Annotated in this window: 19 protein-coding genes and 1 tRNA gene; 11 read left to right on the top strand and 9 right to left on the bottom strand. The window is 68.1% G+C overall.

From position 1 onward, the window contains the following. Window positions 1–39 precede the first annotated feature (39 nt). Genes QZ814_RS06020 through QZ814_RS06005 form a run of 4 tightly spaced genes read left to right on the top strand, consistent with a single transcriptional unit; the run spans window position 40 to window position 2,571 of the window. Complete coding sequence (locus tag QZ814_RS06020; protein ID WP_294330207.1) at window positions 40–594, top strand: flagellar basal body-associated FliL family protein; 555 nt, start codon at window positions 40–42, stop codon at window positions 592–594. Next, window positions 591–1,610: a flagellar motor switch protein FliM gene (gene fliM / locus QZ814_RS06015; RefSeq protein WP_294330205.1), complete on the top strand. Its 1,020-nt coding sequence runs from the start codon at window positions 591–593 to the stop codon at window positions 1,608–1,610. The genes QZ814_RS06020 and fliM overlap by 4 nt, the downstream gene beginning before the upstream one ends. Beyond that, complete coding sequence (locus tag QZ814_RS06010) at window positions 1,607–2,011, top strand: DUF6468 domain-containing protein (protein WP_294330204.1); 405 nt, start codon at window positions 1,607–1,609, stop codon at window positions 2,009–2,011. Before fliM ends, QZ814_RS06010 begins: the two co-directional genes overlap by 4 nt. Continuing rightward, the gene (locus QZ814_RS06005) at window positions 2,011–2,571 is read left to right on the top strand and encodes a hypothetical protein (RefSeq protein WP_294330202.1); all 561 of its coding nucleotides are present in this window, start codon (window positions 2,011–2,013) and stop codon (window positions 2,569–2,571) included. The genes QZ814_RS06010 and QZ814_RS06005 overlap by 1 nt, the downstream gene beginning before the upstream one ends. A gap of 133 nt (window positions 2,572–2,704) precedes the next feature. Here QZ814_RS06005 and QZ814_RS06000 read toward each other — a convergent pair whose 3' ends face one another. Continuing rightward, window positions 2,705–3,118, bottom strand: a complete 414-nt coding sequence (locus tag QZ814_RS06000) for a hypothetical protein (protein WP_294330200.1) — start codon at window positions 3,116–3,118, stop codon at window positions 2,705–2,707. Window positions 3,119–3,207: 89 nt separating this feature from the next. On the opposite strand from QZ814_RS06000, the gene QZ814_RS05995 reads away from it, so the two are divergent. Together QZ814_RS05995 and QZ814_RS05990 are read left to right on the top strand one after the other, a co-directional pair. Next, window positions 3,208–3,426 (top strand): hypothetical protein, encoded by a 219-nt coding sequence (locus QZ814_RS05995; RefSeq protein WP_294330198.1) that lies wholly within the window; start codon window positions 3,208–3,210, stop codon window positions 3,424–3,426. After that, window positions 3,426–5,246, top strand: coding sequence for a hypothetical protein (locus QZ814_RS05990; RefSeq protein WP_294330197.1), 1,821 nt, complete (start codon window positions 3,426–3,428; stop codon window positions 5,244–5,246). Before QZ814_RS05995 ends, QZ814_RS05990 begins: the two co-directional genes overlap by 1 nt. On the opposite strand, the gene QZ814_RS05985 is transcribed toward QZ814_RS05990, so the two are convergent. From QZ814_RS05985 to folK, 4 genes are all read right to left on the bottom strand, one after another. Further along, complete coding sequence (locus tag QZ814_RS05985) at window positions 5,247–6,362, bottom strand: GGDEF domain-containing protein (RefSeq protein WP_294330195.1); 1,116 nt, start codon at window positions 6,360–6,362, stop codon at window positions 5,247–5,249. Window positions 6,363–6,491: 129 nt separating this feature from the next. Next, window positions 6,492–8,660, bottom strand: a complete 2,169-nt coding sequence (locus QZ814_RS05980) for a TonB-dependent receptor (protein WP_294330193.1) — start codon at window positions 8,658–8,660, stop codon at window positions 6,492–6,494. Between the two features lie 217 nt (window positions 8,661–8,877). Further along, window positions 8,878–8,953 (bottom strand) — tRNA-Lys (locus tag QZ814_RS05975). A gap of 13 nt (window positions 8,954–8,966) precedes the next feature. Continuing rightward, a complete protein-coding gene (gene folK, locus QZ814_RS05970) occupies window positions 8,967–9,443 on the bottom strand; it encodes a 2-amino-4-hydroxy-6-hydroxymethyldihydropteridine diphosphokinase (protein WP_294330191.1) in 477 nt (158 codons plus the stop codon). A 23-nt stretch (window positions 9,444–9,466) separates the two neighbouring features. Between folK and QZ814_RS05965 the strand changes: the two genes are divergently transcribed. Further along, window positions 9,467–10,078: a uracil-DNA glycosylase gene (locus QZ814_RS05965; RefSeq protein ID WP_294330189.1), complete on the top strand. Its 612-nt coding sequence runs from the start codon at window positions 9,467–9,469 to the stop codon at window positions 10,076–10,078. Here the strand turns inward: QZ814_RS05965 and QZ814_RS05960 are convergent. The 4 genes from QZ814_RS05960 to flgE all read right to left on the bottom strand — a co-directional run bounded on the left by QZ814_RS05960 (window position 10,071) and on the right by flgE (window position 16,310). Next, complete coding sequence (locus tag QZ814_RS05960) at window positions 10,071–11,810, bottom strand: tetratricopeptide repeat protein (RefSeq protein WP_294330187.1); 1,740 nt, start codon at window positions 11,808–11,810, stop codon at window positions 10,071–10,073. The two genes, QZ814_RS05965 and QZ814_RS05960, sit on opposite strands and share 8 nt — an antisense overlap. A 136-nt stretch (window positions 11,811–11,946) precedes the next feature. Beyond that, the gene (locus QZ814_RS05955) at window positions 11,947–12,855 is read right to left on the bottom strand and encodes a flagellin (protein WP_294330185.1); all 909 of its coding nucleotides are present in this window, start codon (window positions 12,853–12,855) and stop codon (window positions 11,947–11,949) included. Window positions 12,856–12,868: 13 nt separating this feature from the next. After that, window positions 12,869–14,974 (bottom strand): flagellar basal body rod C-terminal domain-containing protein, encoded by a 2,106-nt coding sequence (locus QZ814_RS05950; RefSeq protein WP_294330183.1) that lies wholly within the window; start codon window positions 14,972–14,974, stop codon window positions 12,869–12,871. 28 nt (window positions 14,975–15,002) lie between these two features. Beyond that, on the bottom strand, window positions 15,003–16,310 hold the full coding sequence (gene flgE / locus QZ814_RS05945) for a flagellar hook protein FlgE (RefSeq protein WP_294330181.1): 1,308 nt from the start codon (window positions 16,308–16,310) through the stop codon (window positions 15,003–15,005). Between the two features lie 197 nt (window positions 16,311–16,507). On the opposite strand from flgE, the gene QZ814_RS05940 reads away from it, so the two are divergent. From QZ814_RS05940 to QZ814_RS05925, 4 genes are read left to right on the top strand one after another with little or no spacing between them, the layout of a single operon-like run. Next, on the top strand, window positions 16,508–16,912 hold the full coding sequence (locus QZ814_RS05940) for a flagellar biosynthesis repressor FlbT (RefSeq protein WP_294330179.1): 405 nt from the start codon (window positions 16,508–16,510) through the stop codon (window positions 16,910–16,912). Between the two features lie 14 nt (window positions 16,913–16,926). After that, a complete protein-coding gene (gene fliI / locus QZ814_RS05935) occupies window positions 16,927–18,288 on the top strand; it encodes a flagellar protein export ATPase FliI (RefSeq protein ID WP_294330177.1) in 1,362 nt (453 codons plus the stop codon). Continuing rightward, window positions 18,285–18,716, top strand: a complete 432-nt coding sequence (locus QZ814_RS05930) for a hypothetical protein (RefSeq protein ID WP_294330175.1) — start codon at window positions 18,285–18,287, stop codon at window positions 18,714–18,716. Before fliI ends, QZ814_RS05930 begins: the two co-directional genes overlap by 4 nt. After that, window positions 18,713–19,747, top strand: a complete 1,035-nt coding sequence (locus QZ814_RS05925; protein WP_294330174.1) for a peptidoglycan-binding protein — start codon at window positions 18,713–18,715, stop codon at window positions 19,745–19,747. Before QZ814_RS05930 ends, QZ814_RS05925 begins: the two co-directional genes overlap by 4 nt. Window positions 19,748–19,951: the final 204 nt, after the last annotated feature.

The raw sequence follows: 19,951 nt of genomic DNA, 5'->3' as shown, positions 1-19,951 counted from the left end.
GGACGTCGCGGCCGATATTTCGGAAGGTCCAGGGAAGCTATGTCGGCCGAGATCGTCGAGGATAAGAGCGCGCAGGTGGCCCCGGCGCCCAACAAGAAAAAGAAGCTGATCATCATCGGCGCCGCGACAGTGGCCGCGCTTACGCTGGGCGGCGGCGGTGCGGCGTTCTTCATGGGCGGCAAGAGCGCGACCAAGGCCGAAAAGAGCCATGGTGACGAAGCCGCCGCCGACGAAGGGCATGGCGAGGGCGAAGGCGAAGCCAAGGGCAAGGAAGGCGGCAAGGAAGGCGAAGGCAAGTTCGTCGACGTTCCCACCGTCTCGGTGAACCTGCGCTCGCCCGACGGCTCGGCGAAGTTCCTGAAGCTGCACCTGATGCTCGTGCCCGGCCCCAAGGCGACCGAGGCGTCGCTCAAGGACAAGCTGCCGGTGGTGCTCGATGCCTATCAGCCCTTCCTGCGCGAGCTGCGCCCCGAGGATCTGGGCGGCTCGGCGGCGGTGTTCCGGCTGAAGGAAGAGCTGATGGTGCGTGCCACCCAGGCGCTCGGCCCGGGCATGATCAAGGAAGTGCTCATTCAGGACCTGATCCAGCAATGATCGATCTCGACGACTTCGACCTTCCGGACCCGCCCGCAGCCCCGATGGGCGGCGACGACATCCGCTTCGACCAGGCGGACATCGACGCGCTGTTCGGCGGCAGCGAGCCGATCCTGAAGAAGAAGGGCCTGCGCGCCGTTCTCGAATCGAAGGTCATCAGCCATGAGCGGCTGCCGATGCTGGAAGTGGTGTGCGACCGCGTGGTCCGCACCTTCGCCAGCTCGATGCGCAACATGACCTCGGACGCAATCGACGTGAGCCTCGAGGAAGTGACCTCGGCCCGCTTCGGTGAGTTCATGAACCGGGTGATGCTGCCCGCCATGGTCGGTGTGTTCAAGGTCACCGAATGGGAGAGCTACGGCCTGATCACGGTGGAATCGGGCCTGATCTATTCGGTGGTCGACGCACTGCTCGGCGGCCGCGGCAGCAATTCGCCGACGGTGATCGACGGCCGCGCCTTCACGCCGATCGAAACCGCGCTGGTTTCGCGCGTGCTGGAAACGGCACTGCGCGATTTCGCCGATGCGTTCGAACCGATCGAGCCGGTCAACATGAAGCTCGAGCGCATCGAGACCAACCCGCGCTTCGCCGCGATCGCCGCCACCTCGAACATCTGCGCCATCGCCACCTTCCGGGTGGACATGGACGGCCGCGGCGGCTGCTTCACCATGGTGTTCCCCTACGCCACGCTGGAGCCGGTACGCCACAAGCTGCTCCAGCGCTTCATGGGCGAGAAGAGCGGCCGCGACAGCATCTGGGAGGCGCACATGGCCTCCGAGATCCGCAAGACCAACGTGACCGTCAACGTGCTGCTCGGCGAGAAGGCCGTGCCGCTGGCCGAGCTGGAAGAACTGCAGGTCGGCCAGACCATCGCCTTCGACAAGAGCCCCGACGACGCGCTCGACATGGCGTGTGGCGAGATCAAGCTCGCCCAGGCCCAGATCGGCCAGCGCAGCGGCCGCGTCGCCGTGCGCCTGGTCAACGACGTCTCCCGCACAAGGAAGAAAGTATCATGAGTATCGCGCTTCTCGCCAATGTGCTGACGATCATCCTGTGCGTCGCCGTGCTCGTGCAGAGCATGCGGATGATGCGCAGCCTGCGTGCCGTGAAGGACGGCGCCCTTACCGATGTGGTGAAGGCGCTCGATCATGCGACGGTGCAGGCGCGCTCGGTCCTGTCCGACATGAAGCAGACGCTGGGTACCGATTGCGCCCGCCATGCCCGGCTGGTGGAACAGGCCCGCGACCTTCGCGACGAGCTCTCCGACATGATCGGCATCGCCGATTCTGCCTGCGAGCGGATCGTGTCGGCGGTGAGCCTCGCCAATGCGCTGCGCGTCGCGGGCGAGGAAGCGGCCGAGGCGGATGCAGCGGAGGCTTTCCAGGACGAAACCCCCGCCGCGCGCGAGGCCGCATAATGGCGCGTCCTTCGCTCCTGTTGCTGATGGCGGCGGCTTCGGCGATCGCCGCGGTCGCCAACGCGGCCAGCATCGCCACCGCCGACCAAGATGGCAGCAACAAGACCCGGCTGGGCAATTCGATCGAGCGCGACCTGAGCGCGCGCGACCAGGATGCCGCCAAGCGCCAGCGCGCGCTGGACCTGCGCGAGCAGGCTGCAAAGGCGGCCGAAGCGCGTCTCGCGGCAGGCGTGGAGGCACAGCAGAAGCAGGCTGCGACGGCGGCACCCGGCGCTCCGGGCGCCCCCTCGCCCGCCGACGCGCAGTTCGACGAGCTTGCCCGCATCTATCAGGCGATGAAGCCGGCCAAGGCGGCGGCGGTGTTCGAGCAGCTGGACATGGAAGTGCAGATGAAGGTGGCGCAGCGGATGCGTCCCGCCTCCACCGCCGCCATTCTCGCGTCGATGTCGCCCAAGGGCGCGGCGTCGCTCAGCATGGCCCTGGCCCGCAAGAGCGCGGTGAAGCCCCTTGCTGCCCCGACCATGGCAGGCCCGACGGGCGCGGCGCGCAAGCCCGGCTGATCGCGCGCGGCGGATCCGTCCGCCGCGCCGCCATGCTCCACGCTATCGTGAAAAGAGCTTCGCGCGCCCTTCCCTGACCGGGGAAGGCGCGCGAAGCTGTGTCGGGATGGCCGTCACGAAGGGCGGGCGTGCCTCAGTTCTGCGACGCGCCGACTTCGACGATCAGCACGCGCCCGATTTCGGGCGAGGCGGCCTTCAGCGCGGCAGTCAGCGTCTTGTCGAGATCGGCAACGTTCACCGCGCGCAGCGCCGAGGCATCGAGCCGCGCGAACTCAACGCCGCCGGAGATCGCCGCCATGCGCAGGTTGGGCATCGCCGCCGCCAGCTTCTCGGCCGTGGCGGCGTCATGCGCTTCCAGCACCAGCTTGAAGTTGAGCGTGCCGGCCACGCGATCCGAATCGACGATCGGCACCGCAATCGGCTCCATCTTGACCAGATGCGGCTCGTCGCCGCCCCCGCCGCCGGATGCAAATGCGCGCCCTGCCGGCAGGGGCGAGAGCGCCACCGTCACCAGCCCGAGCATTGCCAGCGTTCGCTTGCCGCGCACCACATTTTCTCCCGTTTCCGCATGGGGCGAGCCGCCGCTGCGGCCACGCACGTCCTATAAATAAGGGGTAAGCACTTAACGGAATACAAATGAGCCACGATCAACGCCCCGCCCGGATGCGCGTCGTCGCCGATGCCGGCGCCGCCCGCGGCAACGCCGTCGACACCAAAGCCGAGCAGAACGCCAAGCCGGGGGCACCCCAGGCGGCGGCACCTGCCGGGCTGCCGATCGTGCCCGCCCTCGTCTTCATCATTGCCTGTGTCCTTGGCGGCGGCGCCGTCACCTATTTCCTGGCGGGAGCCCATTGATGCGCCGTTTGCTGATCGTCGCACTGCTCGCCAGTACCGCCGCCGCGCCGCCAAACGACCCGACGGCCGACGCGGCGACGCCGGCCGATCCCGCGGCGGCAGGTACGGCCGCGGCCCCCGCCACGGCAGCTCCCGAAACCGGCAAGGCCCGTGTCGACCTGCCGCCCTTCGCCGCCGTGCTCGCGCAGATGCCGACGATCACCGACAGCCGTGCCTGGCCCGAACTCGGCGAGGAAGAGGCGTGGGACGCGATCATCCGCGCCAAGCCCGAAGGGCGCCAGATGGCGCGCTGGAACTATGCCGGATCGCTGATCCGCCGCGGCATGGGCGCACAGGCGCTGAGCGTATTGGAAGTGATGGCGCAGGACGACGAGGACCTCGCGCTCGCCGCCCCGTTCCAGCTCGCCACCGGCGCGGCGCTGGTGATGATCGGCCACTACAAGGACGCGGTGGAAGCGCTGTCGTTGCCCGAACTCGAGCAGAATGCCGAAGCCTGTGCCTGGCGGGTCCGGGCGTTGGCCGGCACCGGCGATACCGCTGCCGCCGCCCGCCAGATCAACTGCGCGGTCCCCGCCATCAACGGCCGCACCCCCCAGGACCGCAAGCCGTTCACCCTCGCCGCCGCCCGCGGCGCGATCGCGATCGGCCAGGGCAGGCCCGCGATCGCCTGGCTCAAGCTGTTCGGCGAGCAGGATGCGCAGGCCAATGTGCTCCGCGGCAAGGCGCTGCTCGCCTCGGGAGACCCGGCCGAGGGTCTGTTCCGCCTCTCGCGCGCCGAGCTGAGCGGCGCACCCGAAGTGCGTGCCGAGGCGAAGCTCGCGCGCATCGAAGGCGAGCTCAAGCTGCACCGCATCGATCCCAAGGAAGGCATCAAGCAGCTGGAGGCGCTCCGCTATGGCTGGCGCGGCGGCATGATCGAGCAGGGCGCGCTGCGGCTCGAATATCAGCTCGCCCAGGCCGAGAACGATCACCGCTCGGCGCTGCGCAGCGCCGCCACGCTGTTCCGCTACTTCCGCCCTGACGGCGATTCCGCTGCGATGCTCAAGCAGATCCAGGGCTGGCTCGCCGAGATGCTGGCGCCCGACAGCGGCACCCCGCTGCCCGAGGCTGCGGGCCTCTATTGGGATTACAAGGAACTGGCACCTGCCGGAGCCGAGGGCGACGCGCTGGCGCTGCGCCTCGCCGCACGGCTGGAGGATGCCGGTCTCTATCCCCGCGCCGCCGAGTTGCTCCAATATCAGCTGCTGCAGCGCCGGCAGGACGTCGCGCAGGGGCCGCTTTCGGTGAAGGTGGCGACGCTGTTCATTCTTTCCGGCGATCCGGTGAAGGCGCTCGACACGCTGCACGCCACCGAACAGGCGAACTATTCGGACGGGATGCGCTTCGATCGCAAGCGGATCGAGGCGGTGGCGCTCTACAAGCTCGGCCGGGAAGCCGCGGCGATGGCGGCGCTGGACGGCGTGCCCGGCGGCGCCGGGGTGCGCAGCGAGATCCACTGGCGCACCCGCAACTGGGGCTCGTTCATCACCGAGAACGAAGCCACCCTGCCCTCGCCGGGCGCGCTCAACGCCCCCAACCAGGCGATCGTGCTGCGCCAGGCGGTCGCGCTGGCGATGCTCAACCAGGAAGCCAAGCTGCAGGCGCTGCGCGCCCGCTATGCCGCGGCGTTCAAGTCGCTGCCGAGCGCCCAGGCCTTCGATCTGCTGACTCAGCCGTCGACGTCGATCGATCCGGCGCGGATCAGCAAGGCAATGGCGGCGATCCCCGCCGCCAGTCCCACCGGCATGATCGGCGACCTGCTCGACGTGACGACGAGCTGATCAGGCGGCGGTGCGGGTGGCACCCGCATCCGCCGTCGACGCCGGGCACTCCGCGGGCAGGGATTCGGCGAGGATGTACCGGCCCTTGCCTGCGGACTTCGCCGCATAGAGCGCGCGGTCGGCCGCCCGCAGCAACACCTCCAGCGGAGCCGCCTCGGCGGTGGCGACGCCCACACTGGCACCGACCAGGGCACGCTGTGCCTCGTCCAGCCGGTAGGGCGCGGACAATATCGCCACGAGCCGCGCCGCCAGCCCTTCGCGTTCCTCGCTCCGCAGCTGCTCGACCAGCACGACGAACTCGTCGCCCCCCATACGGCTGATCGACAGCGCGCCGACGCAGAACTCCCGCAGGCGTGCAGCGACCCCGGCAAGGATCACGTCGCCCGCCGCGTGTCCGTGCCGGTCGTTGACTTGCTTGAAGCCGTCGAGATCGATGGCGAACGCCGAGACTTGCCCCGCCCGCCGGGCATAGGCGTCCTCCAGCCCGCGGCGATTGGCCAGCCCGGTAAGCGGGTCGCGCGCGGCGAGCGCGCGGCTGGCAGCCTCGCCCTCCAGCGCCTTGATGGTCAGCCGTCGCAGCCCCGCGATCAACCCCATGTTGATGCACAGGAAGAAGCTGCCCTGCATTACCGCCACGATGCCAAGCGCCCGGTCGAGCAGCACCATGTTCACCTTGAAGGTCAGATCGAGGATCAGGATCTGCGCCAGCGCGAAGCGGGGAGCGCCGAAATTGCGCGACGCGATTCCGGCCGCCGTCGCCACCGTCGAGGCAGCGAAGATGAGGATGAGCAGCATGTCCTTCGACGCTAGGACGATGGTCATCGCAAGTGCCTGCGACACGCACCATGCCAGGCTGCTGGCAAACAGCAGGTCTGCAAACCCCGCGCGGCGCGGCGCATTGTGGATCGCGAGAAGCCGCAGCCCGATCGTGCCCAGATCGAACAGGGCCAGCGCGATCAGCAGCGGCGCGCCGATCCGGACCCAGGCCAGCCCCGCGATCAGGGCCGAGTTCAGCCCCCCCGCCACCAGTGGAATGGTCGACGAGAAAAACGATTTCTCGAACTGGCAGCGAACCACATCATCGAGATCCCGTCCAACGTCCGCAAGCCAGCGCAAGGGACCAAATCTCGGACGAAATGTACGCTCCGCCATCTCTACCACCCATCTACGCTGGTGAACGCAGATCGTAGCAGGAGGAGAATCAAGGCTTGTTTAACGGTGCAGCTCGTTGCCCTGACATTCAGGCTAGAGGCTGAAGCGCAGCGTCGCCCGCAGGTCGCGGCCCGCGAGCGGCGCATAGTCCTTGAGGTAACTGCTCGCCCGCCGGGCATCGACGTCGAACAGGTTGTTGGCGGATAGCGTGAGCGTGGTGCCCGGCATGGTCGGGAAGGGCTTCAGGCTCAGCGTCGCGTTGACCATGGTATAGGGCGCGGTGCGCGTCTCGAACGCCGCGATGCGATCCTGCGCGAAGACATGCTCCGCCTCCAGGCGGCCGGTCACCGCATCGGACTGCGCCTCGATGCCGCCGAGCACGCGCATCGCCGGGATGCGCGGCGCCGGGCCCTGGTCGACGATATTGGCGTGGACATAATCGCCCAGCGCGTCGAGGTTGATCGTGTACCCGCCCGCCTGCGCCAGTCGCACCGATCCCTCGGCCTCGAACCCGTAATAGCGCGCGTCGCGCTGGGTGAACTGGAAGCAGGGCAGTTCCACCGTCCGCCCGCTCGGCGCCGCGGCCGCCGCACAGACCGCCGAATTGGTCTCGGCATCGCTGATATAGTTGGAGAACCAGGTGTAATAGGCCGAAGCGTCGAAGCTGTAGCCGTCGCCATGCGCGTGCAGCGTCGCCTCCAGCCCCCAGCTCTTTTCGAGCCGAAAATCGGGGCTGCCCAGCTCATAGGCCTCGGTGCCGGCATGGGCGCCGTTGGCGAACAGCTCCTCCGCCGAGGGTGCACGCTCGGTGTGCGAGAGGTTGAGGCCGATCCGCACGTCGTGGCTGAGGCCATAGGAAGCGCCGACCGAACCCGAGAGCGCCTCGAAATGGCGGCTCCCGCCGAAGAAGCGCAGATCGCCCTGCACCGGATCGGCCGAAAGATCGGTGAACTCGTAGCGCAGGCCCGCCTCAGCCTTGATCGCGCCGAGATCGAGCTGCTGGAGCGTGAACAGTCCCACCTGCTCGGTCTTGTTCTTGGGCAGGAACGCCTCGTCGCCCTTCACGTCGAAGTCCCGCGCGAACACCTGCACGCCGCTCGCGCCCTTCCAGGCACCGTGATCGGCCTGGACCAGCTCCAGCCGGCCCTCCAGCCCTTTGTTGTAGAAGGCGGTGCCGGTGCTGCCGTCGGGCGCCAGCTCGAAATGGCGATAGGCGGCATAGCCGGCGCGTAGCCGCACCTTCTGGAGGACGCTGCCGCCGGTATCGGCCTCGGCGCGCAGATCGAGCCGGTTCTGGACCACGCTCAGCCGCGGCGATTCCTGGCCTTCGCCCGGCTCGGTGGCGAAGCGGATCGGTACCCCGTACAGGCTGTCATAATGGCTATAGGCCACGCCCAGCGTGCCATTGTCGGTCACGATCGCCGCGCCGGCGCCCGCCGTCCACGTCGTGGCGGCGGTGTTCGGCAGGCGGTTCCTGACCGCGGCATTGGCGGCGAAGTCGATCGGATCGGGGTCGGAGGGATCGGCCGGCAGGCCTGCACTGGCCAGCGCCTCGCGCCGCTTGGTCGGGGTCAGGGCATAGCCACCGATCTTGAGATCGTCCGACTTGGAATAGGAGCCGTCGGCGTGCAGCACGAGGTGGCTGCCCACCGCAACGTCGCCCGCCCCGCCGACCGAACGCTCATTGGCCGCCGACCCATAGGTCGCGATGCTGCTCAGCCGGTACCCCTTTTCCGGCACCGCACGCGGTATCCGGCTGTCGATCACGTTGACCACGCCGCCCATCGCCGACGATCCGAACAGCAGGGCCGAAGGGCCCCGCAACACCTCCACCCGCTCGGCAAGCAGCGGATCGATGATCACCGCATGGTCGGCCGAGGTATTCGAGACGTCGATCGAGCCGATGCCGTCGGTCAGCACGCGCACGCGCTCGCCCTGGAAGCCGCGCAGGATCGGCCGCGAGGCGCTGGGCCCGAACGAGCTCGCCGATACGCCAGGCTGGTGCGCCAGCGTCTCGCCGATCGTCGGGCGCAGGCTGCGGGTCAGTTCCGCGCCGGTAACGACCGAGGTGCCGGACAGCACGTCGGTCTCGCTCTGGCGATAGGGGGCGGAGACGATGATCGTCGCGCCCTGCTGGGCCGGCGCAGCATCCTTGGCCTGCGCGGGCGCGTTGTCCCCAGGGCCGTCCGACTGAGGATCGGCCAAGGCGGACAGCGGCAGCAAGACAAGGGCGGTAGTGGCGAGAAACACGCGACGCGACATGAAAATCCGCTTCTTTCAACGAGGAAACAAGCGGCGATATCCCGTAGGATATATAGTCTCAACTCCTTTGTGCCGCGTCCCGCACTATTGATGCGGAGGTCGGCAGCGCGGTCCCGCCAATCGTCGCGGCCTGCGCCCAACGTCAAAACGCGTGTTGGAATGCCCCCGCGCAGAGAGGCATCGAGCGTCAGAAAATCTATGTTTCGAGGGCTTTCGGTGGTGGGTCCGCCGGGATTCGAACCCGGGACCTCTCGATTAAAAGTCGCTTGCTCTACCGACTGAGCTACGGACCCACAGTGCGTCCCCCTAGGCGCAGGGGCGCCGCCGGTCAACCGCGTGCAGCAACGGAAGCGTCGCGCGGCCGCTCACCGGGTCGCGCCAGCGCGGGGCAATCTCTGCCAGCGGCGCCAGGACGAAGCGGCGGGCGCGATACTGCGGGTGGGGCACGATCAGGTCGCGCGTCCACCAGGCCCCCTCGGACCACAGCACGATGTCGAGATCAATCACCCGGGCGCCCCAGCGCTGGCCCCGCCGCCGTCCGAAGGCCCGCTCGATCCCCTTCAGGCGGCGAAGCAGCGCCGCGGGCGTCTCGTCGCTGTCGATCCACGCCACCGCGTTGGCGAACCGCCGGATCGAGGGGCCGATCGGTGCCGTCTCGTGGATACGCGACGCCGCGCGGACGCCGCCGATCGCCGCCAGCGCCGCCTCCACCTCGCGGCGGGGGCTGCCGTGGCGGCCGCGGCGATTGGAGCCCAGGGCGAGGATGTAGCTTGTGACCGGCACGCTGCCGCGCCTATCGCGATGCCATGTCCACGCCAAGCCCCGAACCCGATCGCGATTGCCCGCTCTGCCCGCGCCTCGTCGCGCTGCGCAGCCAGTTGCGCGCCGAGCAGCCCGACTGGTGGAACGCACCCGTCCCCGCGCTGGGTACCCCGGACGCCAGGATCGCGATCGTCGGCCTCGCGCCCGGACGCCTGGGCGCGAACCGCACCGGTCGTGCCTTTACCGGCGACGAGTCGGGCACCTTGTTGTTCGCGGTGCTGGAAAAGCTGGGCCTGGCCGAGGGGGAAGCGCCGCGCGGTGTGCAGATTCTCAACGCGGTGCGCTGCCTCCCGCCGGAAAATCGACCGACGCCGGCCGAGATCCACGCCTGCCGGCCGTTCCTGGCGGGGCAGCTCCGCGCGCCGATCGTCGTCGCGCTGGGCGAGATCGCGCACCAGTCGGCGGTGAAGGCGCTCGGCGGAAAGTTGCCCAAGGCCCGCTTTGCCCACGGGGCGGAGCACCATCTGCCCAAGGGCCAGGTGGTACTCGATAGCTACCATGTCTCGCGCTACAACCAGAATATCGGCCGGCTGACCGAACCGATGCTCACCGCCGTGTTCGAGCGCGCCCTGGTTCTAGCCGCCACGCTCAGTTGACAGCAGCGGCCTTCGCCCCCTCGACCAGACCATAGCGCTTCGCGCGATCGGCCACGCGGGGCTGGAGCTTCACGGCAGCGGCAATATCGCGCGCGGCTGCCTCGGCCTGCCCGAGATGCTGCTCGGCCAGCCCGCGACAGTAGAGCGACCAGGCGAGCTTGGGATCAATCGCCAGCGCGGCGGTGAAGTCGTTGATCGCCGCCGCGAACCGGCCCTGGCGCAGCGCCACCATCGCCCTGCTGTCGAGGAAGGACGGGTTGTTCGGCACCGCCCGAACGGCCGCGTCGCAATCGCTGTGCGCCTTTTCCAGATCGATATTGGCGAGCGCCCGCGCCCAGCAGCGGTCATTCTGGGCCGTGCTCCGCGCCGCATCCTCGCGGTGTGCGGCCAGCCACAGGTCAAACTGCGCGATCGCGGCGTCGAACTTGTCGGCCGAGGCGTAGAGCTGCCCGATGCGCAGCCGCTCATTGTCCTCGCGCGGCAGTTCGGCGTTGAGGCGGTCGAGATCGGCGACCGCACCCGCTGCGTTGCCGAACCGGACGCGAAGCTGGGCGCGGGTCAGGCGCGCCTGATGGTCGCCGGGTTCGAGCTCCAGGGTGGTGTTCAGATCGTCGATCGCCAGCACCCCGCGTCCCTCGGCCAGATAGGCCATTGCGCGCTGGCGCGGGAAGCGCGGGTCGCGCGGCGCCAGCGCGATCGCCTGGGTGAATGCCTCGATGGCGTGCGGCATGTCCCGCTGCGTCTGGAACATTGCGCCGCGCCGGGCATAGCCTTCGGCATCGAGCGGAGCGGTCGTATCCGCTGCCTGCGCCTCGATGCCGCTGGTCGCGTCGACCCGGGCAACCTGCTGGAACAGCTTGCCACCGGTATAGGTGAAGAAGATGCGGTGCAGCGCGTTGGACACATAGAGCCGGTGCGACACGAAATAGTCGGCGCCGAGCAGCATATCGACGTCCAGCGCCCCCAGGTCGGCGATCCGCAACCGCACATTGTGCAGTTCTTCACTGCCGATCTTCAACAGCTTGAAGGTGCCGATCCAGCCCTGGGTCACATGGTGACCGAGGCCGGTTTCCCAGCCCGACTTCTCCACGCCGGGATCGCCCGGCTTCACGCCGGCGCGCGCCGCCGCCCGCAACGACACCACCGTCCCGCTGGCGCCGGTGTCGAAAAAGGCCCGGATCTTGGCATCGTTCAACTCGAGCGTGCCGGCCGTGTGGTTTTGGGCGACCTCCTTGGGTTCGATCGCGATCTCGAAATAGGGCTTGCCGACCGCCCAATAGGCCAAAGAGGCCTTGGCACAGCCCTCGGACCGGAACAGCCGCACCGCGCCGCCCGGCAGGTCATATTCCACGTCCGCGATGCCGAGGATGTTCTGTCCCAGCAGCCCGGTCTGGCCGATATCGGTGCCGCCGCGGACGAACTGGACGTTGCGCAGGTCGACGCCCGCGAGGCCGAAATGGTCCACGCGGACCACGCCTGCACTGGCGCTCCCGCCAATGCCGTTCAGGTGGAAGCCGGGAGGCGCCGGCTCTTCCGGCAGGCCGAACGCCTTGGCGACCGCCGGGGGAACGGTGCTGAAGAAGGCGCCGCTATCGAGGATGAACGGCGCGGGCTTGCCGTTGATGGTCGTGTCGACGATCGCTCGCATGCCCTGCATGGTGACCGGCAGTTCGGCCATGCGACTGACCTTGCAGGCGGCCTCGGCCGCGCCCGCATCCACGACAAGCGCCAAGGCCAAGACCCGGCCCAACCGTCGTGCCTTTTGAAGCATCCCCCAGCCTCCCGAATATTCGTTCGGTGCGGATGCTACGCGGCGGAGATGACGCAGACCTTACAGCCTGCGCCACCCGCATGATAAATCCAGTCGATCAGGACAGATACTTGACGAGGCTGAGACCGCTGAGCTGCGAGAACACGGAATAGCTGGCCTGCAGCACCGTCTGCTGCTGCGACAGATCGAGCGCGACCTGGCCCAGATCGGCGTCTTCATTGTCCTCGATCACCTTCTGCAGCAGCAGCGAGCGATCCTGGCCGCGCTGGGTCAGGTCCTCGACCTGGTTCTGCTTGCGGCCGTTATCGGCATTGACGGTACTGACGTCGTTCAGGCCGCCGTTCAGCTGCGACACGGCCTGCTGCAGTGCGGTTTTCTGCGCAGCGGTGATGGTGGTGCCGATCGGGCCCGCTTGGGCGAGCGTACGGAACGCCTCGTAGAGGTTCTTGCCGATCGAGCTGGCGTTGATGCCATAGGTCACATCGACACCGTCGCCGACCCGCGCGCTGGCCAGCTTGTTATCGTCGTGGAACGCATCGGCCGCCGTCGTCGTCGCGGCGTCGGCCAGCGACGTCACCGAAAAGGGCTGCTGGTCCGTCTGCGATCCGGCGAACAGCGGCACGCCGCCCTCGCTGGCATTGAGCGATGCGCGGACCTGGTCGAACGAGCTTGCGATGGCCTCTTGCAGGCCCGAGCTCTGGCCCGTGCCGATCGCCGTCATGATCTGCTGGCGAAGATCGGTCGCGGATTTCTCGATCCCTTCGATATGGCCTTGATAGAGCGACATGGTGGTGCCGACCCGCGACGCCACTGCCGACTGTGCCTTTTGCTGCTCGAGCAGGCTGTGCGCCGAAAGGTTGCGCACGGCCTCGGTGCCCAGCGAGGCGAAATCGGACGCCTTCTTGCCGGTGGAGAGCTGCTGCTGGGTGATCGCCAGCTTTTCCTGCGCGGTCGAAATGGCCTGGGCCATGGTGCGCTGGAGCGGAACGGTGGCTACGCGGGACATCGGGTCAGCTCCCTTAACGGACCATCTGGAGAAGTGTGTCGTACATCTGCGTGGCGGTGGTCATCACCCGCGCCGATGCCGAATAGCTGTTCTGCAGGACGACCATCTGCGACAGTTCCTCGTCGATATTGACGCCGGAGAAGCTGTCGCGCCGGTTGACGGCGTCGTCCTTGCGGGCACTCGCGTCGTCGAGCCGGCTCTTCGCCTGGCTCGCTTCGAGGCCGGCATTGCCCAGCAACTGCGTGGACAGGCGATTGACGGTGGTCACGCCGTCCTTGCCCATGTCCAGCGTGCCGGCGAGCTTGTTGACGAACGCCGTGGCCCCGGAGATGTCGCCGGCGCCGAGCACCTTCGTGTTGAGGGCAGCCGTCGGATCCAGCCGTGCGAGCGGAAGCTGGCTCGGATTGGCGGCGATGTCGGCGCGAACCTTGGCGACGTCCAGCCCGCTGTTCAGCCCGCTGAGGCCGGAAAGCGCGGAAAAGGTGCGACCGCTGCCGTAGCGGTCCGTCGAATCCGCCGCGATCGAAATCGCCGCGCCGGACATGCCGCTCGCCGGATCGAACCGCATCCGCCCGCGGGTATCGAGCGAGAAGGTGCCGAAATTGCCGAGCGGGCTGCTGTTCAGCGTGGTGACGATGTCGCCCATCGTGCCGCCGGTGGTCGGCTGCAGGGTGTAGCTGGTGAGCGCCAGGCCGGAGGCATCGCGCAGAACGATCTGCGCACTCTGACCGGTGGTGAAGCCGTGCGGATCCGATGCGTTGAAGCCGCTGGGCACCAGCGTGCTGCTGTCGCTGCGGATCAGGTCGTTCATGCCGAAATATTGCGAGACGCCGACGCCGGCCCGCTGGCTGGGGCTCGTGGCCGATTGCGCGATCGCCACCCCGTTGCCGGCCCCGGTGGCGGTGAAGCTCAGCACCCCGCCCGAGAAACTGGCGGTCGCGGCGCCGCCCAGCCCGGTGTTGATCGCGTTGATCATGTCGCCGACCGTGGCGCTGGGGCCGAGCGCGTCGAAATTCACTTCGGTCTTGGCGAGCAACGTGCCGTCCGCCTTGGTCACCGCGAAGGTGGCCTTGCCGGTGAATCCCAGCCGGTCGGTAGCGACAAGACCGGTCTGGCGGCCGGTCAGGCTGGTGGGCGCCGGCACGGTGGAGCCTGCATTGGATACCGCGTTGAGCGCCTCGGAAAGACCGCTGAATACGGTCCCCAACTGTTCGGAAAAGGCCGGCAGCGCACGATCGCGCAGATCAAGCAGGCCGCCCAGCTTGCCGCCGACCGCCGCCGAGTCCAGCTTCTCGCCGGTCAGCGCGCCAACCGAACCGTCCTTGTTGGTGAACCGGATGCTGATGTCCGGATAGGTGGTCTGCGAACTGCCGGTACCGTTGCCGTTGTTCGGATAATCGAGCTGGCGCAGGCGGCCGTCGAGCAGCATCTGTCCCGAGGTCGTCTCGATGAACACCCGCCCGTCCGGCTGGTCGCGCACATTGACCGACAGCAGGCCGCTCAGCTCCTCGATCGCGTTCATGCGCTGATCGGCGGCACCGCTGGAACTGCGCCCCTGCCCGGTTGCCTGCGCCACGGTGCTGTTCAGATCGTTGATGCGCGTGAGCAGCGTGTTGATCTTGTCGACCGAATAGCCGACCTCGGACTCCACGTCGGCGCGCAGACCGTCCACGTCGTGCGTGGTCTGCTGCATCGAGGCGAGCGCGTCGGCGACGTTGCCGGTGAACACCGCCGTGGTCTGCGCCGCGGATTGCGAGCCGGTCATCGCCGTTGCCGCGGCGCTGATCGCATCGAGCCGCGCGGGTAGCCCCGACGAAGCACCCGGCTGGCCGAGCAGCGCCTGCAGGCGATCGAGATAGCTGGAGGTGACATCGGCGCGGCCATAATCGCCCGCCCGCCGATAGACGGTCTGCTCGAGGAAGCGGTCGGCAACGCGCTCGGGCTCGCCGACGGTCACGCCGCTCACCTGGCCGGTGACGACCGACGTCGAGAGCGTGACCTTTTCGCGGGCGTAACCGGTGACGCCGACATTGGCGATGTTGTTCGATACCGCGCGCAATCCGGCCTGGGCTGCTGCCAGGCCGGAAACCGCGGTTCCAAGGATATCGTTCAGTGCCATGTCGTGCGTCCCCCGGCCTCAGTGGTCGTCAGCGCTTCAGATCGCTGACTTCGCGCAGCATGTCGTCGACCGTGGTGATGATCTTCGACGATGCGCTGTAGGCGCGCTGGAAGCGGATCATGTTGGTGAACTCGCCCGCCAGATCGACGGTCGATGCCTCCAGCGTGTTCGACGACAGCTTGCCGGCGCCGAGCTGCCCCGGCGGGTTCATCGTCATCGATCCCGACGAGCGATTGGCCGAATAGGAGTTGCCGGACACGCGGGTCAGGCCGTTCGGGTTCGGGAAGGTCGCGATCGGCAGCTGGAAGACCTTGCGGGTCGAGCCGTCGTCGAAGATCGCGCTGACCACGCCGTCCTTCGACACTTCGGTCGAGGCGATGTTGCCCAGGATGCCGCCATCGGCACCGCCGGAGATCAGCGACGAAGGCTGGCCGAACTGGGTCAGGCCGTTGATGCTGCCATTGTCACCCAGTTCGATGTCGATCGGCACCGAGCTGGCGCCGTTGGTGTAGTTGATGGTGAGCGGGCTGAACAGCGCCGCGGTCGAGGCGGTCTTGTTCAGGCTGCCGTCGCCGTTGAACTGAACGGTGCCGCTGCTGACGACGCCGCCGGCGGCGGTCGTGTCGCTGGCGGGAACCAGGTAGTTCTCCACCTTCCAGGTGTTCGCCGCCGTCTTCAGGAACGACATGTTCATCTGATGGCTGCCGCCCTGCGAGTCATAGACCGTGAACGAGCGGGTGAAGCTGGGGGTCACCGCGCCCGAGGCCATCTGCCCCGCGGTGTAGGTGGATGCGGCGGACGAAATCGTGGCGTCCGACTGGAGGTTGATGCGGGCCTGCAGCTTGGTGGTGGGCGCCGCCGTGCCGACCAGATCGCTCAGCCGCACCGGCGTCAGCGCGTCGAGGTTGCCGGTGTTGGTGTAGCCGCCCGTGGCATCCAGGCGCCAGCCATAGAGATACTGGCCCGAGGAATTGCGCAGATAGCCTTCTTCGTCCGGCTTGAACGAGCCGGCCCGGGTATAGGCGACCGGGTCGCTTTGCGTGAGGCCGCTGCGGGTGATGAAGAAGCCGCCGCCATCGATGGCAAGATCGGTGCTGCTGCCCGAAGCCTGGAGCAGCCCCTGTTTGGAGACCTCGGCGATCGGCGAAGCCGCGACACCACCGGCCGAGTAGCTCGACGACGCGCGACCATCGGTCACCAGCGTGCGGAACTGGGCCTCGACGCCCTTATAGGCGACGGTGTTGATGTTGGTGATGTTGTCGGCAACCGTGGCCATGGCACTCGACTGCGCGCTCAGCCCGGAAACGCCAGCGTAAAGAGCGGAATAGAGGCTCAAGTTCAAAACTCCTCGAGATGCCCGCGCGATCCCCACGCCGGCGACGTCTTTATTGTAGAGGGGTGGCGGGCCGGCCCAAATCGATAGGGCGAAATTGCCTGTCCGCGCACGGGAGGCGGCAAAATTTGCCGGGTATTCGCACCGCGCGCTGCAAACGTCGCTATAAGTTTAGGAACGCTTATCGAAAGGCCAGTGCCATGCTTCGCATCACGCTCCGCGACGGTGAAAAAGCGATCGTCAACGGCGCCGTGTTGCGCGCCGTCGGTCGTACCCAGATTGCCGTAGAGAATATGGTATCGATCCTGCGCGGTCGCGAAGTGATGCGGCCCGAGGAAGCGACCACGCCTGCCCGCCAGCTCTATTTCGCGACCATGCTGGCCTATATCGATCCGGCAGGCCGCAGCGCGCATCAGGATGCCATCGTCCAGCTGATCAGCCTGGTGATCACCACGCTCGGCACGCCGCAGGCGAGCGAGCTGTGCATCCGCTTCGCCAACGAACTCGCCCAGGGCGAATATTACAAGGCGCTCGCCGCCGCTCGCGAGGTGATCGCGCTGGAAGACGCCGCCACCGCCGACCAGAGCGCCACCCAGGCCGCCTGAAGGACGCCGCCGCGATGCAAACGCTCGCCAGTGCCGCACGTGCAATCCGGGAGATGGTTCCGGATCGCCGCTTCGGGCGCGTGGTGGCGGTGCGCGGCGCGCTGATCGAAGTCGAAGGGCTGACCGGCGTTGCCCAGATCGGCAGCCGCGTCGAAATCCAGTCGCCCTCGGGCAAGGTGGAAGCCGAAGTCACCGCGCTCGATCGCGGCGTGGCGCTGTGCCTGCCCTTCGTCGATCCGCAGGGCGTCGGCCTGGGCGCGATCGCCGAGCTGGGCGCGGGCCAGTTCACCGTGCGCCCTTCCAAGGCATGGCTCGGGCGCATGATCAACGGTCTCGGCCGGCCGGTCGACGGACAGGGTCCGCTCGCCAACGGCGCCGACCCGCAGCCGATCAAGGCCTCGCCCCCCGCCGCTGCCGGCCGCGCCCGCGTGGCGGAGCGGATCGAGACCGGGGTGCGCTGCCTCGATACCTTCGTGCCGCTCTGCCGCGGCCAGCGGCTCGGCCTGTTCGCGGGTTCGGGCGTGGGCAAGTCGGTCCTGCTGTCGATGCTCGCGCGCTGGACACAGTGCGACGTCGCAGTGATCGGCCTGATCGGCGAACGCGGCCGCGAAGTGCAGGAATTCATCGAGGACGATCTGGGGCCCGAAGGCATGGCCCGCTCGGTCGTCGTCGTCGCCACCTCGGACGAACCCGCGCTGATGCGCCGCCAGGCCGCCTGGACGACCTTGGCCGTCGCCGAGCATTTCCGCGACCAGGGCCTCAACGTGCTCTGCCTGATGGACTCGGTCACCCGCTTCGCGATGGCGCAGCGCGAGATCGGCCTTGCCTCGGGCGAGCCGCCTGCGACCAAGGGCTATACTCCCACGGTCTTCGCCGAGCTGCCGCGCCTGCTGGAGCGCGCCGGCCCCGGCGCCCCCGGCCAGGGCATGATCACCGGCCTGTTCACCGTCCTCGTCGACGGCGACGATCATAACGAGCCGGTCGCCGACGCGGTGCGCGGCATCCTCGACGGCCACGTCGTGATGCGCCGCGCGATCGCCGAGCGCGGCCGCTACCCCGCGATCGACGTGCTCAAGTCCGTGTCGCGGACCCTGCCCCATTGCCTGGAGCCAGAGCAGAACGACGTCCGCATCGCGGCGCGCAAGCTCCTGTCGACCTATGCCGACATGGAAGAGATGGTGCGGCTGGGCGCCTACAAGGCGGGATCTTCACCCGAGGTCGACCGCGCCGTGGCGCTCGCGCCGCGGATCGAGGCGCTGCTCAACCAGGGCAAGAACGACCAGGGCCATGCCGAGGCGGCGTTCGCCGAACTCGCCGCGATCCTCTCCGGTGCCGCCGCGGGCGAGCCGGGCCATGACGTGGGTCTCGCCGCATGAGGACGCCGCTCGACACCGCACTGCGGATGCAGCAGCGTAGCGTCGACGACCTCAAGGTCGCGATCGGCGCCTCGATCGAGCGCATCGCCGAGATGGAGCAGCAGGCCCGCACGCTCGTCGAGCGGATGCGCGAGGAGCGGATGCTCGCCCACGCGCTGCCCTTTGCCTCGGACGCCTGGCTGGCCACGGCCAAGCACGCCCAGACCCGGCTCGGCCAGGAAGTCGCGGCCGAACAGGACCGCCTGCTGCAGCTGCGCGAACAGGCGCGCGAGGCCTTTGGCACGCTGCGCGCGATCGAAAGCGCCGCCGAGCGCTTCCGCGCCGATGCCGAGCGCGAGGCCGAAGCCGCCGAACAGGCGGCGATTGATGACATTGCCGCGGCGCGCTTCCTGCGCGAGCGCAAGCGGATGCCGGTGAAGGCTGCATGATCCACCGTACCGACCTCGCCGCGCTCACGCCGGCCCAGCGCGCCAACGTGATCTACGCCCAGGCGCAGTCCGAGCTCTCGACCCGGCTTTGGCGCGCCGCGCTCGGCGACGGCGACCGCGAAGCGGGCAAGACCCGCTCGCCGCTCGGCCCGGGTTCGGACATGCAGATGGACTCGTTGCTCGAACTGCTCGGCACCCAGGCGCCGCGTTCGTCCAAGGGCCGCTGCAACTGCCAATGCGCCTGTTCATGTCACGACGACGCCCAGGACGCAGCCGTCGCGCCCAAGGCGCCGTTGACGGCCGAGCGCGCCCGGGCAATCGCGGCGCCGCCGGCCGCCATGGCCTCCGCCCCTGCGTCCGGGGTCGCCGCCGGCGGCACCTCCGGTGCGCTCGCGCTCGGCGCCAACAGCCGCTACGCCGATGCGCTGGCGGCGGCCGAGGCACGGAGCGGCGTGCCTGCCAATGCGCTCGCCGCAATCGTCAACGCCGAAGCCGGCAAGGGCCATGACGGCAGCTGGAACCCGCTCTCCCGCAACCCGCGCTCGAGCGCGGCGGGGCTGGGCCAGTTCCTCAGCGGCACCTGGCAGGGACTCGCCGAACAGAGCGGCACCTGGCTGAACGACGTCGCCAAGGCGCGCGGCTGGCTGAAGGAGAACGGCAAGGTCGATCCCAGCCGGCGCAGCGAGTTGCTGGCGTTGCGCTACGATCCGCAGGCGTCGATTCTCACCGTCGCAGATATGGCCCGCAACAATTTGCATAAGCTCGAATCATCCGGGCTCAACGTGCGCGCCGACTCGGAAACCTTGGCCAAGGCCGCCTATCTCAGCCACCATTTGGGGCTGGGCGATGCGCGAAAATTTCTCGCCGGCGGGATTGACGCGGGCCGTGCCCGCCAGTTGCTCGCCGCCCAGATCGGCGGATCGGCTGCAGAACAGCGCATCGCCAGTGCCGGCGACGCCACCCGTGCCCATCGGGAATGGTTACTGCAATTCATCGACCGGCACATCCAACCGGAAAAATTTTCCTCGTAAATCCGCCATTTCCGGCCGCGAGAAGCGTCGTTAGCGCACATGCTGAACGGCGATTAACCATCATTTTTTCAGGCACTTGGCCCACGTTGCGAATCGCAACTGCTATAAAGGTCGGGGGTCCTTTGCGGAAAACTACCTAAGCCCGCGATTAGCACTCCTTTAAAGGTTTCAGGCGAAATCTGCCCCTGTCGACGGCGCCGGAAC

The organism is uncultured Sphingomonas sp. (assembly GCF_913777625.1).
Classification (GTDB): domain Bacteria; phylum Pseudomonadota; class Alphaproteobacteria; order Sphingomonadales; family Sphingomonadaceae; genus Sphingomonas.
The sequence above is the reverse complement of the archived record's forward strand: the minus strand, read 5'-3'. Positions and strand labels throughout refer to the sequence as shown.

Coding starts and splice junctions, on each gene's coding strand:
- fliM (WP_294330205.1), top strand. CDS start 591: ATGATCGATCTCGACGACTTCGACCTTCCGGACCCGCCCGCAGCCCCG.
- QZ814_RS05930 (WP_294330175.1), top strand. CDS start 18,285: ATGAGGACGCCGCTCGACACCGCACTGCGGATGCAGCAGCGTAGCGTC.
- QZ814_RS05940 (WP_294330179.1), top strand. CDS start 16,508: ATGCTTCGCATCACGCTCCGCGACGGTGAAAAAGCGATCGTCAACGGC.
- QZ814_RS05925 (WP_294330174.1), top strand. CDS start 18,713: ATGATCCACCGTACCGACCTCGCCGCGCTCACGCCGGCCCAGCGCGCC.
- QZ814_RS05955 (WP_294330185.1), bottom strand. CDS start 12,855: ATGTCCCGCGTAGCCACCGTTCCGCTCCAGCGCACCATGGCCCAGGCC.
- QZ814_RS05950 (WP_294330183.1), bottom strand. CDS start 14,974: ATGGCACTGAACGATATCCTTGGAACCGCGGTTTCCGGCCTGGCAGCA.
- QZ814_RS05980 (WP_294330193.1), bottom strand. CDS start 8,660: ATGTCGCGTCGCGTGTTTCTCGCCACTACCGCCCTTGTCTTGCTGCCG.
- fliI (WP_294330177.1), top strand. CDS start 16,927: ATGCAAACGCTCGCCAGTGCCGCACGTGCAATCCGGGAGATGGTTCCG.
- QZ814_RS06005 (WP_294330202.1), top strand. CDS start 2,011: ATGGCGCGTCCTTCGCTCCTGTTGCTGATGGCGGCGGCTTCGGCGATC.
- QZ814_RS05995 (WP_294330198.1), top strand. CDS start 3,208: ATGAGCCACGATCAACGCCCCGCCCGGATGCGCGTCGTCGCCGATGCC.
- QZ814_RS06020 (WP_294330207.1), top strand. CDS start 40: ATGTCGGCCGAGATCGTCGAGGATAAGAGCGCGCAGGTGGCCCCGGCG.
- QZ814_RS05965 (WP_294330189.1), top strand. CDS start 9,467: ATGTCCACGCCAAGCCCCGAACCCGATCGCGATTGCCCGCTCTGCCCG.
- QZ814_RS05990 (WP_294330197.1), top strand. CDS start 3,426: ATGCGCCGTTTGCTGATCGTCGCACTGCTCGCCAGTACCGCCGCCGCG.
- QZ814_RS06010 (WP_294330204.1), top strand. CDS start 1,607: ATGAGTATCGCGCTTCTCGCCAATGTGCTGACGATCATCCTGTGCGTC.